The sequence below is a fragment of the Amphritea sp. GJ51-11 genome (assembly GCF_055808735.1).
Window position 1 is genome coordinate 59,502 of the sequence record NZ_CM147881.1, and the last position, 17,445, is coordinate 76,946.

A 17,445-nucleotide genomic window follows, 5' to 3' on the forward strand; every position below is an offset into this window, starting at 1 on the left:
CGGGCTAGGGAATTAATGGCACGCTGATCAATGGGTCTTGGCTGATGTGATCGCACAGATGATGGATCGCTTGGTCGCCAAGGGTGTCAATCCGGTAGCTGTAAGGGAGCTCACCTTCGAGCAACGGCTGTTTGCTTTGTTGTTGCTGACGCATGATGGTGACATCCGCATCGGAAGGGTCCGCGCCTTCTTCCTGGCGAATGACTAGGCGTTTCTCCATCGCGCTCTGGTCGCAATAGCAGGCGATAATTCGCATCTCAACCCCAAGTTTTTTAGCCATTTTACGGTAGTTTTCGCGTGTTCTTTCGCGAATGAAAGTGGCGTCTACGATGACGGTTTCACCGGCGGTCAGCAGTTTGCGAGTTAAGGCTTTCAGGTGGTTGTAGGTATGCACATTCATCTCATTGCCATACATCTCAAGGTTTTCGCCTTTAAGACTAAACTCTCGATGCAGGCGTTTTCGTTCGACATCCGAACGTATGCGGATGGCGCCGCTGCGTTCGAGTAGCTGTTGACTCAAATAGCTTTTGCCACTGCCTGATACTCCATGCATGAGAAATAGCACAGGGGAGGGTTTGTTGGCGTAGCTTAAGGCGAGTTTGATATAGCGGCGATACTCGGTCAGATCTCGCTCAGCGCCGATCATGGCGACTTTAGCACGCACCATCGCCCGATAGCCTTTGTAGAAGTTCAGTAGTTGTGTGCCGTCGTAATCACCGGTGATTTCCAGATAACGATTAAGGCAGCGGTGAGATAGCGCATGTTGCTCATTGGCCTCGAGATCCATCAGCAGAAAGGCTAGATCACTGATGGTATCTAGCCAGCGGAACTCGAGATTAAACTCGATACAATCAAATAATCTAACCTGTCCCTCGAGTAGGGTGGTATTTGCTAGATGTAGGTCGCCATGGCATTCGCGTATATTACCTTCGCGTTTGCGTTGCTCTATTTTTGATGAGAGGCTGCGAAACTGCTGGCTAACTTGATAGGCCAGTTGTTGCAGTTCCATCCAGTCATCGAGGGTGTCGAGGTGTTCACTGGTGTGGGTAAAATTATCGCTGACCAGTTGCCAGATGGTATCTGGCTCGCCCCAAGGGCCATCGGTGGTGGCGTGGGGCACCCGCAGATGAAAATCAGCAATCTGTTGGCTGAGTTCATCAATGTGGGCTGGCAATAGGGTGTGGTTCAGTAATAATCGATCTAATCGCAGAGAATCATCAAACTGCCGCATTTTTACGGCATACTCGAACGGCACCTCTGGACTGTCCGGTTGTACGTTGTTTGAGTCATCATTAATGGCGTCTGTGTCTGGTTCAGCCGTGGTTAATTGCGCATCCATTAGTTTGGGCGTGGCGGGGCTGCCGCAAATCGCCACGACCTGTTGATAAATGTCCGGCGCTAAACGCTGATTCAGTCTTAGTTCTTCATAACAATAGTGTTTGCGACTCTCCAGACTGGTAAAATCGAGGAAACCAAAGTTAACTGGTTTTTTGATTTTATAGGCGATCTCTCCCGTCAGGATTACCCAGGAGATATGCGTCTCAATCACCCGAATCCCGGAGGTCGGATGAGGATAATTGTTAGGGTCTGACAGGGCTGTGATCAGTTCTTGAGTCATATATTCAGTATGTAGTTGCCGGATTTCACAGAGGATTATACGTAGCCAATGGCAAAAAAGAGAGGGGCAGCCGCGCCCCGTGCCCAAAAGAGTCGCAAAACAGTACCCAAAAAGTCGTCGTGGAAGCGTCGCTTGTTCATGCTGATGCTCAAATTAACGCTGGTGGTCATGGTTTTGGCCGCTGCTGGGCTGGTTTACCTTGATGCACAGGTGCGGGCTAAGTTTGAGGGTAAGCGCTGGGCGTTACCGGCGAAAGTATACGCTCGCCCATTAGAGTTGTTTCCCGGCCAGCCATTGAGCCGTGATGATCTCAAGATCGAGTTGAAAGGATTAGGCTATCAGTTTACCTCCCAGGCTACTCAGCCGGGCAGCGCCGAGTGGGCGAGCTCGCGGGTGCGGGTCTATACCCGTGGTTTTAACTTCCCCGATGGCGAAGAGCGTGCGCAACGGTTATTGATCGATTTTGACGGTGCTAGCGTCCGCCGTATCCGCGACGATTCTGGCAATCAGTTGCCGTTGGCCCGTTTGGAGCCGGTGCTGATTGGTGGCATTTATCCCAAAGATAATGAAGACCGAGACCTGATTCAGCTATCAGAAGCGCCACCGCACCTAGCGGATGCGCTGATTGCCATCGAAGACCGTAATTATTACCACCACCATGGGATCTCGGTGCGTGGTATTGCTCGGGCGATGGTGGCCAATATTAAAGCGGGTCGTTTTGTTCAGGGGGAGCACCCTAACGCAGCAGCTGATTAAAAACTTTTACCTGAGTTCTGAGCGATCCTTGAGCCGTAAATTAGCTGAGATTCCAATGGCGATGTTGTTGGATCTGCATTACAGCAAAGATGAAATTCTGCAGGCGTATCTAAACGAAGTGTATCTGGGGCAAGAAGGGTCGAGAGCCATTCATGGCTTTGGTCTGGCCAGTCAGTACCTGTTTGCGCAACCGATTCGTGAATTGAAGCTGCATCAGGTGGCATTGATGGCGGCGATGGTGAAGGGGCCCTCTTTTTATGATCCTCGTCGACATCCGCAGCGGGCGAAGGAGCGCCGCAATCTGGTGCTGAAGGTGTTACAAGAGCAGGGTAGTATTACGCCGCAAGAACGAGCGGCAGCTGAGCAGCAGCCACTGGGGGTGGTTAAGCAGCAGAGTTTGCAGAAAGGAGCCTATCCGGCGTATCTGGATCTGGTGAAGCGGCAGTTACGGGAGGAATATCCTGAAGAGGCCCTTAATAGTGAAGGCTTACGGGTCTTTACCGCACTCGATCCGATCGCACAAATACGTGCGGAAAACAGTCTGATTGAGGTTACCGCTAAGCTGCAAAAACGCTACGGTGCATCGATTAATGCACTGGAGGGCGGGATGGTGGTCAGCAATCCACTCAGTGGTGAGGTGCTGGCGATTATTGGCGGACGTAACACCCGCTATCAAGGCTTTAACCGTGCGTTGGATGCAAGACGGCCGATCGGCTCGCTAATTAAACCGGCGGTTTATCTGGCGGCGTTGGAGCAGGGTTATACCCTTGCGTCCATCATTGAAGATAAACCGATCGAGGTGAAGCTGCCGAATGGTGATGTCTGGCGGCCGCAAAACTATGGTCGGAGCAGTCATGGGCCGGTGCCATTACACCGGGCACTGTCACACTCCTATAACCAGTCAACGGCCCGGTTGGGGCTTGAGATTGGTACCGGTAAAGTGGTCGATATGCTCAAGCGACTTGGATTGCAGCGGGAGATCAAAGAGTACCCCTCGATGTTGTTAGGTTCTACGGCGCTATCGCCGCTGGAAGTTGCGCAGCTGTATCAGACCCTTGCCGGAAATGGTTTTCAGGTGCCGATGCGTGCCATTCGTATGGTGACAGATAGTCATAATGAAGAGCTGTCACGCTATTCGTTTAATATCCAGCAGACCGTTAAGGCGGGCTCCGTGCATCTGATTCAATATGCCTTGCAGGAAGTTGTGCGCGAGGGTACCGCCCGTTCGGTGTATAGTCGTTTACCGCAAAGCCTGACGGTAGCGGGTAAAACCGGTACTACGAATGATCAGCGCGATAGTTGGTTTGCTGGTTTTGCTGGTGATCGTTTGGCAGTGGTTTGGCTAGGTTTAGATAATAATAAGCCATTACCGTTGACCGGAAGTAGTGGGGCGTTGCGTGTCTGGACCGAATTTATGGCACAGGCTCATCCGCAACCCTTTGTGGCGGAAAGACCGGAGAGTATCCAGTATCATTGGGTCGAAGATGCAACCGGTCTGATGTCGGGTGAAGGCTGTGAAGGTGCACGACAGTTACCTTTTATTGAAGGCACTGAACCTAAGGAATCCTCCGGGTGTGGTGATAATGTTATCAATAATCCGCTTGATGTATTTAAGCGTTGGTTTAGATCGGAATAAATAGATGAAAAATATGAGATTTACAGGTCTTGGACTGCTTTTAACGGTGTTGTTGACCGGCTGTGTTGGTGGCGGTAATGCGAATATTAACCCGATCGTTGAAGATCGATCAGACGCAGGAAAAGATGTGTTGGTGGATCAGAGTACTGGTGCTCAGACCGCCGTGGCGACGCCGGTGGATACGAGCCAAGGGTTTACCGTGGTAACTCGCCCGGTTGTTGCGCCTACGCCGGTATCGAATAGTAATCCCGCCGTGCTGGCCTTACTCGACGGTGCTCAGCAGCAGCAAAAGCAAGGTGAATATCGGACGGCTCAAAGCAGTCTTGAGCGTGCTCAACGTATCGCGCCGCGTGATCCACAGGTCTACTTTCAGTTAGCAGATCTGCGCCGCCAACAGGGGCAGTATCTGCAAGCGGAACAGTTGGCGCTAAAAGGGCTGACATTGGCTCGAGGCCAGGCATCACAGGAACGAAAATTTTGGGTTCTGATCGCAGATATCCGCAGTGAGGGTGGTGATCATAAGGGCGCGGCTGATGCGCGGGCGAAAGCGAATACGTACTGATCGTGTTTAAATCTTGATCCTTTTTCTCTCTTGAACAAGCCCATAAATGGCATCATTGCTGTTTATGGGGTTGTGGTTAATCGATTATCCCTGCCGCTGTACAGCGTTGTGTCGCTGGATGAAACTTGCCTCTATCTGCCCGCACAACTGAGTGTGTTTGCTGAACCACCTTTAAACCGCACGCTGTATTTTTGGTTGGCAGCCTTTGCGTGCACTGCTGTACCAATCGAGACGCATCGCAACCTCAATTGGCTGGTGGATAACCAGCAACGCACTTTGCATACGTTGCGACAGTTTCGCGGTTTGCAGCAATCCTATCAGCGGTTGGTAGAGGCTTTTATCGCATTGCGACCGGTGCCAACGAGCCTTAAAGCGGATGCGGCGGCGCAGGAACGGGCGATTCAGCAGGCGTTACAGCTACCGGGCTCTGTTAGTCGATTGCCCGAGGCAAAATATGATCCAACCCCTGTGCCGCTCTGGTTGCATCCCAATCCGCCTCATAGTCAGGGTTTAGCCATCGTTGGGGAGGGGCAGGCGCGTCAGTCATCCGATGGACAAACTCGTCAATTACAGCAGCGGCGATTTCAGGCTGAACGGGTGGAAACGCCCGAAGAGGTGGGCACTACGTTGGGGGTGCGTCACGAAGCGGATCTTTTCTCGTTTGCTGAATTTTGCAAAATGGATCGCAGCACCGAGGAGGGCGACCTCGACGCAGCAGAAAGCATTGCCAACGATATCGACAACATGTTGGTGTCTCAAGATAATAGTACGGTGGCTAATCGGATTAAATTTGATTTAGACCTGCCCTCCGCTCAAGAGGATGATATTCCCTTGAGTGATGGTGTGCTTTATCCGGAATGGGATTATAAGAGAAACTGGATGTTGGCGGACTTGTCGCTGTCGACCGATGCTTGGGCGAATGATGATAATTAGGTGATCGATGTGATTCGGGATGCGGTGCATCTGTTTGCCGAATGCTTAGCAGCCAGCGGTGATTCGTTTGCTATTCATGGCTTTTCTTCTCGCCGGCGTGAGCATGTGCGTTTTAACTGTATTAAGGGTTTTAACGAAACCTATAGTGCTCGCGTGCGGGGCCGAATCGACGATATTAGTCCCGGCTTTTATACCCGGATGGGGGCGGCGATTCGCCACGCGACTGAACTGCTCAGTGAGCAGCCGTCAGAGAAGAAGCTGCTGCTCTTATTAACTGACGGTAAGCCAAATGATCTGGACTGCTATGAAGGACGTCATGGCGTAGAAGACACCCGTAAAGCGATCATGGAGGCGCGAAACCGGGGGTTGATACCTTTCTTTATTACTATCGATGAAAAGGCCAGTCAGTATTTGCCATACTTGTTTGGCCGCCATGGGTATGCTTTTATCCGCCTGGTTGAGCAGTTGCCAAGGCGATTGCCACAACTGTACTTGACCCTGAGGGGGAAATTACTCGGCTGAATCGGGGTGATCAGATTGGCGCTTTGATGAGTGCGGGTTATGATGTGCTACTAATTGATCTAACGGATGGCAGGATAATGTCAGAGTCGAAATTACAGGTGACGTTGCGAGAGCATTTTCTTTTTTCCGCATTGCCGGAAGGCGAGCGTGAAGTGCTTCACCAACGGTGTCGTGTGGTTGAGCTTAAAAATGATGAAACGTTATTTCATCAAGGTGATTTGGCAGCTAGTTTTTATGTTGTCTTGAAGGGCAGTATCAATCTGTTTCGCGTATCACCCGATGGGCAAACCAAAGTGATCGAGGTGATTAAAACCGGTGGTGCTTTTGCCGAAGCGCTGATGTTTATGGATCAGGTGCGCTACCCGCTGAATGCTATCGCGATGGGGGTCTGTGAGATCATGGTGATCCCCAATAAGCTGTATAAAGACATTTTGCTGGCCGCGCCAGAGAGTGCGTTAAAGGTGATGGGCAGTATGGCGGTGAAGCTGCATCGACGTATCACCGAGATTGAAACCCTAACTTTACAGAATACCCGTCACCGGTTGGGTAATTACATGTTTGGCTTAGCACCAGACCCTTCTGAATTGCAGTGTACATTACAGCTGCCGATGGCTAAGCAGTTGATCGCATCGCAACTGGGTATGCAGCCGGAAACGTTTTCCCGCTTGATGAAAGAGATGAAGACGCAAGGTTTGATTGATGTAAAGGGAGCGGATGTGGTGGTGCATGACCTGCAGGGGTTGCGTGAATTTGGTCATTGAGTTTGCAGTGGTCAGCGTTAGAATACAAAAAAGGGCAAACCCGTTAAGGTTTGCCCTTTTTTACTAGCTGCTATTGATTAGATAGCAACGATGTTTTCTGCTTGTGGGCCTTTCTGGCCGTTGGTTACAACGAATTCAACACGCTGACCTTCAGTCAGCGTTTTGAAGCCATCGCTAACGATTGCGCTGAAGTGAGCGAAAACATCTGGACCAGATTCTTGTTCAATAAAACCGAAACCTTTAGTTTCGTTGAACCATTTAACTGTACCGGTAGTTGTATTAGACATAATAGTATTATCCTGAGATTTATATAAGAGTAGTGCCTTTAATAGGCTTTATGGCATCAAAATATAGACTGAGACTTAGAAACTGCAGGACGTGGTGTTACGAATAAAACAACGAAATGTAGGATGTAAATATGAGAATTCTTTCTAGCTGCCGATTACTATATAGAGGCGACTGGCGGTTGTCTATAGATATATGTTTTTATTTTTAACGCGCGGAGATGTGTCTGTTTATTGTGCCGCACGTTAAACCTTTGCGGGGTTCGCTAAATGCGTTGTTTTAACTTGATTGCGATAGCGCCAATGCCGAGGAATGCAATCCCAATCAGTACCAGGGTGGCTGGCCAACCGATGGCATTGGCAAAATGCTGTTCTGAGAAATAGACAATAAAGCCGAGCATTGCAACCACCGTGGTTAATAACAGTATCCGGCTTTGCAGCGCTACGCAGACATAAAGTCCCATCGCTGCTATGGCTAGATAGACAAGTTCGATAGCGGTGTTCTGCAATAAATCGAACAGACCGCTATACGCCATTATCGAACCAAACAAATACCCCAGCACGATTAAGCGCTGATAGCGTCCTGACCGCTGCATACCGTAGGCGGTGAATATAATACATAGGCCAATAACGAGGCTGGCCCAGTTAATGGAGGTTAACATCATGACGCGCTCAAATAGGCCACCGTTGAGCCAGCATGTACCGATTAGTAGTGCGGGTTCTGCTAGCACTCGATGGGATGTCTTTTCCAACGCGCTGCCGATGAGGAAAATGGAAGTCCCTAAAACGATGGCAATATAGTCGCTAGGCACCTCGAGTAGATCCAGGCTGAGACTTAAAAAGCCATAGCTGAAAAAGAGTCCAGTGAATAACATAGAGGTAGGGCGATATTTAAAAAATACCCCCCACTGGTGTAGTGCCATCAGGGCGAACACGGATAGTGCTGCGACCTGCTCGTTATCGCCTAAAGGGTAGAGTTCATGAATCAGCACAAACCAGCCACCGGTCATCATGGTCGCCGCAGCAAGCGTCAGTGGTAGAACAAACCGGGGAAGCGTTGCTTTATGCAGTGCCAAGAGCAACATCATTAATAGGCTATAACCGACCCCAAGAGTCGTTAGAATCCGCATCGTTGTGCCAATGCTGTCCCAGAACATACCAATGTAGGTGCTAATGCCCGCAAGGATAAAAATTCCGCCTAGGTAGGCGAGTAGTGTGCGCAGGATATCCCCTCGACTGCGGTTGTCGAGGATGCTGTTAGCGGGTGTTTGCAGGGCGGTATCGATCTCATTGAGACTGATGTCGTAGCGTTCGATCAGTTGGGTTATCTGATGAACTGCGCTGGCTTTATCGGTGATGTTGGTAATACCGAGCATGCCGGCCAGTATTGGCCACCAGATCGCACCGCCGAGCAGCAGAATGATGATGAGAAATACTAGAAAGGCGATCATGGTGAAACAATCCAGCCGATAAAGTGAGTACTGCCTCGGTAGTATTGTTGGGCAATGTCGGGCAGCGCTATGGTACGTCCGCTTTTGTTCAGGGTCGCGCTATGGCGATAACCTGAGCTGTAGAATAGGCCGGCGAATACATTGCCTGATGTTTGTTGATTGAGGCTGAAAACATAGCCGTCCGGGGCAATGTTGGTGGAATCGACAATCAGGCCGTGCAGGTCGGGGATATCGATTAGGCTTGCTGAGTTAGCCGTCGTAGGTGTTTTGTCCTTATCGCTAGGAGCAGGCGGCAGTTGGTAGGCAATCTCCTGTATCGCACCGGTTTTTGCAAAATAGCGCCACAGTCTAGGTGTGAGGTGGTGATGCTGGCTGCCGAGATCTGTCAATTGCACTGAGCGATTAACCACGGCAAGCTGGAGGCGGCTCTGCTGGCGGTCGTACTCTGTGGCAAACAATAGGTCGTATTGGGGTGGCGCAACCAGCAGTGTGGGGAGCCCAGACAACAATAGAAAGAGGGTTACAAGCAGTAACGGGAGCCCAAGGCCAAAGGCGATGGTGGGGTTGTCACGTAGAAAGCTCTTCATGCGGGGTGTCCCGTTTATGCTGCTGGCGATATCACTATTATAGGTAGTATATCAGCACAATCGCTTAGGGTATCGCGAGTGGCCAGCGTTTGCTTTGTGCTTATGACGAAGAGGGGTTGTCGGGAATGGGAGGAGAGATAAAATAAAAGCGACTAGGACTATCATCGGAGCGCTATTGAGTTTGCTATTTGGTTTGACGCCCTCGGCGGAAAGGTTGTCTTCGGCCGAGGGGGTATTAGCGTTGTTTGAAGCGCGCTAATAATTTACTGGCTGATAGTGGAAATAAGAGCCGGGTTGGTGACTAGATTTCTTACACCATGGGCGTGGTCTTCATTAAAGACATTGCCTTCGCACCATTGACCAACCGTATCAATATTGACTTTAGCGACTTTAGGTCTAACGCTCCAAGTAACTTGGAATGGTGAACCTTCTTCATTATAACCTGGGCCTGTTGTTGATCCCGCATATTGAACCGGTGTGCCGGTATTAGTTGGGATGTTCATGGCTTGGTTTAAGTTTTGTTTTCTTGCGTATAGGGCCAGGTCGGCGAAATCGAGAGCGCTTTGGTCATTGACCAGTACATAGACTTGGGTTTCTACCCGCAACTGAGGGTTTTTAATCGCATCATTCAGGCATGAACCTAAGGTTGGGCCTGGATTTACTTTAGCAGTGGAGTGCACATAGTGAACTTCGATGGTATCACCGGCGCTTAATGCTCCGTGCTTGCTCGGGCAGATATCATGTCCGACTGGCTTTAGTTCGGCGGCACTGAGGGTGCCTGAGTATTTATAGCCGCTTTGGTAACCATGGCCGTCACCGTTGCCTGCATACTGGGTAAATTCGCCACCTTTATGTTCAGCATTCTTATGAAAATGGATATTACACAGGTTCATCTCTGTTGCGGGAGGGGCCGCGCTAAAGGTGCGAGGATTTTTGCCGGCTACGGCATCAATATCGCGAGGTGATTGAGGGCCAAACCCTTTTCCCGCCGTATTTTCTGCAAGCTTAGCCCGCTGTTCAGCGACAACGCTGTCAGAAACCGCTGCATGATGAGCCGAGGCGTGGGAGTCAGCATGAGTGTCATGGTTGCTCTCTTTAGCACCCGCATGCATGGGTAGTAAAGCGGCGGCGACTAAGATGGTTACTAATTTTATTTTCATTTTTATAATCCCTAATTTAATAGCTGACCAGTTGTTTGGTGTAAGGCTCTGATCCATTGTTTAAAGCGAGTGCTGAAACATGGCAGAGGGTAGCATACTCATTGATTGTATTTGTTAGTTATTTGGTCGATATGAAGATGAAGTTTTTTATATTAAGTCGCTTTAAAAGTGAATAATAAGGCGATTTAACACATTAAAATGACGTTTTTAATCAGTAAAAAATACTATTTATTAAGGATGTGGCTGATGTTGACCGTAGATCATTTGATAACGGTGATTTAAGTTTGATGTTCTTAACTCGTGTTGAGTTGCAACACCCTAGAGGTTATCTAGGGTTATCTAGGGTTATCTGTTTTTTCAGCGAGGGGGTGGTTATTGGCTATCATTGAAAAGCGTGACGCGATTTCGTCCACTTTGCTTCGATTGATATAGCGCTTTATCGGCTTCTTCTAGCCACTCTACTTCGCTGCCCTGATCGAGCGTGATTTCAGAGATTCCAAGGCTGATAGTCACCGATAGTTTATGTTCGCCGTATGGCATTACTTTAGCTTCAACAGCCGCGCGCAACCTGTCCGCAAACGCCACCGCATTGGCGCCATTGGTGCCCGCGAGAATAACGCCGTACTCTTCACCGCCATAACGACCAGTAAAGTCGGTTTTACGGGCCTGTTGCTGAATGATGTCGGCAATCGTCTGAATAACAATATCGCCGGCCTGATGGCCATAGGTATCGTTAACTTTTTTAAAGTGATCGATATCCAGTAAAATGAGTGACGAGGGTTCTTGTAAGCGACCAAAGCGGGCAAACTCTTTCTCAAGACATTCCTGCCAATAGGCGCGGTTATATAGCCCTGTTAGTCCATCGACCCGGCTTAATGACTTTAAGCGCGTATTGGCGGCCTGTAGCTCCTGTTGCGCGACGGCATTATCCGTGACGTCGTAGATCAGAATACCGATATGGTCGATCTGGCCTGTGGGTGAGCTTAATGGAGTTAGGGTGATGTTTTGGTACATAAACGGCGCGATGCCGGTGATTGGACGGTGACTCTTAAACTGGAACAGAAAGGGTTTTTGTTCCCATGAAATATAGGCGGTGTTGCTTAACAGTAAAACCCCCTCTATCTTTTTGCTTAACCAAGGCTTAGGTAGTTCGGGAAACAGGGTAAAAAGATTTTTGCTTGCCGCTTGGCTTGCCGATATGCCTGAATGGTTTTCCATAAAGTCATTCCATAGGCAGATATGGTTATTCTTATCGACAACAATGAGGCCAACTTCAAAGTTTTGTAATAGCCCCATAATCCAATGAATATCATCGATATCCTGATGAGCTGTTTCATTCATGAGAAATATTTCGCCATTTCTTTTAGTTTCGGCAATGAGTCTTCAGTAAATATAACCAGCAATTCACAATGAAAATTATGTAATTCTAATTGGTAATCAATTGCGATCATTAAGGTCTTTTGCCACTGAGTATTTTGTTCGGGTAATGCAGAGAAATTGCGTAGTATGATCGGCGTTGCTCTGCTTAATGTGATATCTAGCTGTTTGGAGAAACCCGAAATAAAGGCACCGATAAGAGCATTTGACAGGGTCATTTGCAGCTCAGCCTCAAGGTGATCAGCCTTGCCTTGCATATTCATTAGCTGTGCAATGGTGTCTAAATTGCCCTGTTTGATCAGTAATAATGCTTCGCCGGCGAGGTTGGGCCCGACAAATCCTTGGCTAACCAGATCGAAATCACTGCTGGCTGCGCTGAGCAAAATCATTTCGATTTCCGCAGGTGACACAAGGCTCACTTTGGGGATGGGCAGGTCGATAAATGTATCGAGCAATCGGGCGAGTTGATCACCCGCCTGTCCCATGGCGATATTGGAAATCTCTTGGTAATAGTCGGGTAACTCCAGAATTTCCCCACTATCCGGCTGACTTTCTGGTATTTCGAGCTCGGTGAGTAATCCGTATTGATTCAGTACTTCTGCAATTAGGTCGGATGAGCAAGGTTTTTTAATAAAGGCTAAAGCCCCTTGTGCCATCACCCGCCTGTGGGCTTCCGGCTGAATATCACCCGAAACGACGATCACCATAGTAGGGAGGTCTTCGCTGCGAATCGATTCGAGTACTTGATAGCCATCCATAACCGGCATATTAAGGTCGAGAAAAAGGATATCGCCCCGGCCTGCACGGATGGCATCTAAGGCCTCTTGGCCATGCTCTGCAAAAGTAATGTCCACATTCCAGTGACGAAGCGTAGAGGCTATTTGCTTGCGAGCAAGGCGGGAGTCATCACAAACCACGACGGGAACGGCTGAATTCAATTAGTTTTCCTTTCGGTTGTGAGCATCGACGAGAGAGGCTACGAGATTAATAGATACTCAGGTAGAAAACAATCTCACTCAAGAACGGCGACGCAAGGTTGTTGTTGCTAGCGGACCTGTTTTTTCTAGACTCTAGCATGCTGGCTATTGAATCCGTATGTCAGATAGGCTTTTCGCACACTTATTATTCAATATAGAACAGGATTGTAGTGTTCGCCGATAAAGCTAGCAGAAGAGACCAACACGAGACGCGTTTATGTTCATAGCGCCTCGTGCGGACAAAATCAGACACCTTGTTTACTGCGAGTTATTTAAACAAGTCAGTAAACCTAGTGGTTAGGCTTTGTGATGAAACAGAACCGTTTGCTTAATTGCGATAGCGGTAAGTGGTAGCGCGCCTGCTAGTAGTAGCGGGTAGATCACGTTGCTATCGAAAGAAGGGTTTGGAAGCAGCATCCCCGGGCCTGCCAGTAAAAGTGCTGCCGCCATGTTGATTGTGGCCAACAGATTGGCACCCCGTAGGCTTTTTGAGAGGGGGGCCAGTGCGGCCACTAACATGCCGGCAGAGACTGCTATGGCAACTACCTGCATGTACAGTTCACCGTGCTCCATTCGTCGCAATAGCTCAAACAGGGCAAACAGCCCGATGAGCCAACGTCCCCATGCGGGGCGCTGCCAGTGGCGGTTGTAAGCACTCACCCAGAGGGCGCTAGCAATAAACGGCAGAGCGACAAAGTAGGCTAGGTTGCTTAATAGTCGCTGTAGCGTGGCGATATCGGTTCCGGCAAAACTATCGGACTGACTGATCAACTCCGATAGCGACCAGATGCCAAGAAATACCGCACTTAATGCCGCGGCCTGTAGGGTCGCTTTAGGCGCATCGCTTAGGGACTGTGCGTGGCGTTGTAATTGCAACGCTGCGAACAGAGCACTGACTAACAGTGCTCCGTATGCCAGACTGCTCAGCATGGTTTATTCCGCTGCCAATTTAGCAAACACTCGGCCTGCCGCTTCGATGGTGGCGTTAATGTCCTCTTCGGTATGAGCCTGAGACATAAAGCCTGCTTCAAATGCCGATGGTGCTAAGTAGATACCTTCATCTAGCATACCGTGGAAGAAGCGGCCAAATTTTTCGGCATCGCATTTCATCACCTCAGCGAAGCAGGTGACCTGCTCTTGATCGGTAAAGAACAGACCAAACATACCGCCCACCTGAGTGGTGGTAAATGGTACGCCGTGGCGCAATGCCATTGCCTCAAACCCTTGCGTCAGGAGTTCAGTTTTAGCGCTGAGCTTTTCATGAAAACCCTCTTCCTGAAGTGCATTCAGCATTGCCAACCCTGCAGCCATGGCCAGTGGGTTACCCGACAGTGTACCTGCTTGATAAACCGGTCCGAGTGGCGAGATGTATTCCATGATTTCACGTTTACCACCGAAGGCACCGACCGGCAGACCGCCGCCAATCACTTTACCCATAGTGGTTAGGTCTGGGGTAACGCCATAATAACCTTGAGCACCGGTCAGTGAGACTCGGAAACCGGTCATCACCTCATCAATAATTAAGACGGCGCCATACTCATCACAGACTTCGCGAAGTCCTTGTAAGAAGCCCGGTAGCGGTGGTATGCAGTTCATATTGCCGGCAACGGGTTCAACGATAATACAGGCGATCTCATTACCCGCTTCCGCAAATGCTTGGCGGACATTGTCGATATCGTTGTAGGTTAGGGTAATGGTGTGCTCTGCTAGGCTGGCGGGTACGCCTGGAGAGCTTGGCTCACCTAAGGTCAGCATGCCGGAACCCGCTTTTACTAAGAGTGAATCGGAGTGGCCGTGGTAGCAGCCTTCAAACTTAACAATTTTGTCTCGGCCAGTATAACCACGGGCTAGACGAATCGCACTCATGGTCGCTTCAGTACCAGAGCTGACCATTCGCACTAAGTCCATGCCGGGCATGATCTCACAGACTTTATCGGCCATCTCGATCTCAATGGCGGTGGGCGCGCCAAAACCGAGACCGGAGTCCATGACTTTGCGTACAGCATTCATCACAGTAGGGTGTGAGTGACCGAGAATCATCGGGCCCCATGAGCCAACATAGTCAATGTAGCGCTTATCATCTTCGTCGAACATATACGCCGCTTCACCCCGTTTAAAAAAGATTGGCGTGCCACCCACACCTTTAAACGCGCGTACCGGTGAATTGACACCGCCTGGGATATGGGCCTGAGCGGCTTGAAATAAAGACTCTGAACGGGACATGTTGGACTCTCTTAATTCGTGTCGTGAGCGGAGCAGTTGAACAGGGCGTTAAACTGTCCGGCCTGGGCGCAAATATCATCGTTGGCAAACAGATTATGGATGACGGCGATCATATCGGCCCCGGCGGAAATTACCTGATCTGCATTATCCATATTAATGCCGCCAATCGCTACCACCGGAACGGGTAGTGTTGCTTTGGCTTCCCCGATCAGGCTAAGGGGAGCATGGGTGGCATTGGGCTTGGTGCTTGAGGGAAATACCGCGCCAAAGGCAACATAATCTGCCGTTTGTTGGCAGGCGGTGTGTGCTAGCGCCAGTGAATTATGACAGGTATTGCCGATGATGGCTGAAGGCCCAAGCGCCGCGCGTGCTTGACGGATATTGCCATCACTTTGGCCGAGGTGCACACCGCTGGCCCCGCTGGCTTTCGCGAGCACAACGTCATCATTAATGAGAATAGGGCGGCGATATTGATGGCAAAGGTCAACCAGTGCCAAGGCCTGTTGTAAACGCAGCGGTTGGTCGGTTGATTTGTCTCGGTATTGAATGATTTGGGCCCCGCCGCGCAAGGCTTGTTCCACCTGTAATAGCAGACTATCGGTGTTGGGCATCAAGGTACTATCGGTAATGGCGTATAGACCGTGTAACGGAAACTCTGTCATCGGATTCACTTAGGGGCTTTGTTATTGTTTATTGATCGATTTTTTGGGTATAAAAATACTCGACCTGCTCTCGAGTGAGAATACCGGTAATCTCTTTACTGTAGTTTTGTATCCATAGAGCATCGACCCGTTGCTGATTCATCCGGTCGAGGGCCTCTTTGAGAGTCGCATTGATACCGATTACGGCAATATCTTTACGCACACCGGGCACTTCGGTCAGTTTAAGTTCTAACGTGGGATCAAAAACCTTCTGTTCGCTTTCTTGATCGATAAACTGTTTCAGGCTGATGGGAAGTAAAATATAGCAAGGTAACCCTTTGCTATCTTCGAGAACTAACCATTCAGGTTGACGCGCTAACACCTGCAAGGCGGATTCACAGTTAACAATAAAGTCGCAACGGATAAAGTTGCTATTCATCACGCTGGTGACGCCCTGACGGGACAGTGCTTGGGTCAGTGGCTCTGGGCGATAATCCAGTCCTTGGGCGTTGAGCAGGTTAAGAAAAATAGAGGGCTGTTTAAAGAAAAAGCGCACCGTGGTGCTGGCCACCACAATTGCGATCATGCCGGGAAAGATAATATTGGGGTTCGCGGTCAGTTCTAATAGAGCAATCAATGCCGCCAGTGGTGCATTCAGTACAGCCCCCATCATCGCACCCATGCCCAGCATGGCGTAGAAGCCTACACCGGAGTGATTGGTGCCGGTGATATAGGCCACCAGTAAGGCAAAGGTGGCCCCGGTGACAGCGCCGATATACAGGGTTGGGCCGATTAAGCCGCCGGGCACTCCTAAGCCGAGCACCACCGGGGTGAGTAATCCTTTAGCGATCAGCAGGCCTGCGAGTAGGGCCAGTCCCATATTCCCCTGCAGTACCTCTGACAGGGTGTCATAACCAAGCCCCATCACCTGTGGATAAACGGTGGCGACCATGCCGGTTAGCAGTCCGGCTATTAATAGCTTCACACCAAGAGGCCAGGTAACCGACTTTTGTGTCTTCAGCATAATGCTGATAAATGCCGCGGCGACGAGGGCGCATAACACCCCAAGCAAAATAACCAGTGGTAGCTCGGCGATGGATTGAATTTGTAAGGCCGGAATGGTGAAGGCTGATTCATCGCCGTAGACAAAGCGTAGTAGTAAGGCGGCGGTGACCGATGCCACAAGCACCGGGGTAAAGCCGATCACCGTATATTCCATCAAAATCACTTCCATCGAGAAGATGACGCCCGCGAGTGGGGTATTGAAGGCGGCGGAAATAGCGGCGGCCACACCACAGCCGACTAAGATGCGTAGCGAGTTATTGGGCAGCCGCAATACCTGTCCGACGAGACTGCCGCAAGCCGCCCCCAGATGAACGGCGGGTCCTTCACGACCGACGGAATGACCGGTTAATAAAGCGATCGCCCCGCCAAAAAACTGCACTAACATATTTTTTGCCGGCAGATTACCTTGGTGATAGCTGAGTCGCTCCATGACATGAAGCACACCGACCTTACGGGTGGCGGGTAATAGCCGCCAAAACATCAATGCGAGAATGACTGTGCCGATGATGGGCAGCAGCACCCGCGTCCATAGCGGTAGTGCTTCGAAGTTTTCACTGTGGCCGTCCGGCAGCGAAGCTTCAAGCGGCAAGTCGATCAGTAGACGAAAGGCCAGAATGACTAACCCAGATGCTAACCCAGAAATAATGCCGAGGAGTACTAGCTGTGGCAGAGCTTCGACATGGGCCAGTCGATTACGAAAGTGTGTGAATGAGAGTGAGTCTTTGAACATCTGGAGCGCATCAGCCTTTATTGCACATGGATTGCGGGGGTTATGGTGCGTATGCGACGACCTTATGGCGACAGACAGTGCTTTCAGTGGCTATTTTAGTCGCATGCAATAGTAATGCCCCTCAAGGGTTTGTATCATACGCAGACTGAATAGAAAACCGTA

Annotated in this window: 15 protein-coding genes and 2 pseudogenes; 6 read left to right on the top strand and 11 right to left on the bottom strand. The window is 50.0% G+C overall.

The features are described from left to right. Positions 1-4: 4 nt before the first annotated feature. Positions 5-1,618, bottom strand: a complete 1,614-nt coding sequence (locus AC0L4K_RS00270) for a bifunctional aminoglycoside phosphotransferase/ATP-binding protein (RefSeq protein WP_473267831.1) — start codon at positions 1,616-1,618, stop codon at positions 5-7. Positions 1,619-1,786: 168 nt separating this feature from the next. On the opposite strand from AC0L4K_RS00270, the pseudogene AC0L4K_RS00275 reads away from it, so the two are divergent. The 6 genes and pseudogenes from AC0L4K_RS00275 to AC0L4K_RS00300 all read left to right on the top strand — a co-directional run. Further along, positions 1,787-2,086, top strand: a pseudogene (locus AC0L4K_RS00275) (penicillin-binding protein 1B); the annotation flags it as partial. Between the two features lie 66 nt (positions 2,087-2,152). Beyond that, a pseudogene (mrcB, locus tag AC0L4K_RS00280) lies at positions 2,153-4,010 on the top strand (penicillin-binding protein 1B). Between the two features lie 4 nt (positions 4,011-4,014). Continuing rightward, positions 4,015-4,572: a tetratricopeptide repeat protein gene (locus tag AC0L4K_RS00285; RefSeq protein WP_417227403.1), complete on the top strand. Its 558-nt coding sequence runs from the start codon at positions 4,015-4,017 to the stop codon at positions 4,570-4,572. Between the two features lie 30 nt (positions 4,573-4,602). Then, complete coding sequence (locus AC0L4K_RS00290) at positions 4,603-5,505, top strand: hypothetical protein (protein ID WP_417227401.1); 903 nt, start codon at positions 4,603-4,605, stop codon at positions 5,503-5,505. After that, complete coding sequence (locus AC0L4K_RS00295) at positions 5,506-6,027, top strand: nitric oxide reductase activation protein NorD (protein ID WP_417227399.1); 522 nt, start codon at positions 5,506-5,508, stop codon at positions 6,025-6,027. It abuts the gene before it with no gap. Positions 6,028-6,104: 77 nt separating this feature from the next. Further along, the gene (locus AC0L4K_RS00300) at positions 6,105-6,788 is read left to right on the top strand and encodes a Crp/Fnr family transcriptional regulator (RefSeq protein ID WP_473267832.1); all 684 of its coding nucleotides are present in this window, start codon (positions 6,105-6,107) and stop codon (positions 6,786-6,788) included. 77 nt (positions 6,789-6,865) lie between these two features. Here AC0L4K_RS00300 and AC0L4K_RS00305 read toward each other — a convergent pair whose 3' ends face one another. From AC0L4K_RS00305 to AC0L4K_RS00350, 10 genes are all read right to left on the bottom strand, one after another. Further along, positions 6,866-7,075 (bottom strand): cold-shock protein, encoded by a 210-nt coding sequence (locus AC0L4K_RS00305; protein ID WP_417227396.1) that lies wholly within the window; start codon positions 7,073-7,075, stop codon positions 6,866-6,868. A gap of 263 nt (positions 7,076-7,338) precedes the next feature. Continuing rightward, entirely contained in the window at positions 7,339-8,523 is a 1,185-nt protein-coding gene (locus AC0L4K_RS00310) for a hypothetical protein (protein ID WP_473267833.1), read from the bottom strand. Further along, on the bottom strand, positions 8,520-9,110 hold the full coding sequence (locus AC0L4K_RS00315; RefSeq protein ID WP_417227392.1) for a hypothetical protein: 591 nt from the start codon (positions 9,108-9,110) through the stop codon (positions 8,520-8,522). Before AC0L4K_RS00315 ends, AC0L4K_RS00310 begins: the two co-directional genes overlap by 4 nt. A 263-nt stretch (positions 9,111-9,373) precedes the next feature. Further along, complete coding sequence (locus AC0L4K_RS00320; protein ID WP_417227390.1) at positions 9,374-10,270, bottom strand: delta-class carbonic anhydrase; 897 nt, start codon at positions 10,268-10,270, stop codon at positions 9,374-9,376. Between the two features lie 372 nt (positions 10,271-10,642). Beyond that, positions 10,643-11,611 (bottom strand): GGDEF domain-containing protein, encoded by a 969-nt coding sequence (locus AC0L4K_RS00325; protein ID WP_473267834.1) that lies wholly within the window; start codon positions 11,609-11,611, stop codon positions 10,643-10,645. After that, on the bottom strand, positions 11,608-12,585 hold the full coding sequence (locus tag AC0L4K_RS00330; RefSeq protein WP_417227386.1) for a response regulator: 978 nt from the start codon (positions 12,583-12,585) through the stop codon (positions 11,608-11,610). Before AC0L4K_RS00330 ends, AC0L4K_RS00325 begins: the two co-directional genes overlap by 4 nt. A gap of 336 nt (positions 12,586-12,921) precedes the next feature. Then, entirely contained in the window at positions 12,922-13,554 is a 633-nt protein-coding gene (locus AC0L4K_RS00335; protein WP_473267835.1) for a hypothetical protein, read from the bottom strand. A 3-nt stretch (positions 13,555-13,557) separates the two neighbouring features. Continuing rightward, on the bottom strand, positions 13,558-14,847 hold the full coding sequence (gene hemL / locus AC0L4K_RS00340) for a glutamate-1-semialdehyde 2,1-aminomutase (RefSeq protein WP_417227382.1): 1,290 nt from the start codon (positions 14,845-14,847) through the stop codon (positions 13,558-13,560). An 11-nt stretch (positions 14,848-14,858) separates the two neighbouring features. After that, the gene (thiE, locus tag AC0L4K_RS00345; RefSeq protein ID WP_417227380.1) at positions 14,859-15,509 is read right to left on the bottom strand and encodes a thiamine phosphate synthase; all 651 of its coding nucleotides are present in this window, start codon (positions 15,507-15,509) and stop codon (positions 14,859-14,861) included. A gap of 28 nt (positions 15,510-15,537) precedes the next feature. Beyond that, positions 15,538-17,283 carry a chloride channel protein gene (locus tag AC0L4K_RS00350; protein WP_417227378.1) on the bottom strand — a complete coding sequence of 582 codons (1,746 nt, stop codon included), beginning with the start codon at positions 17,281-17,283 and terminating at the stop codon, positions 15,538-15,540. Positions 17,284-17,445: the final 162 nt, after the last annotated feature.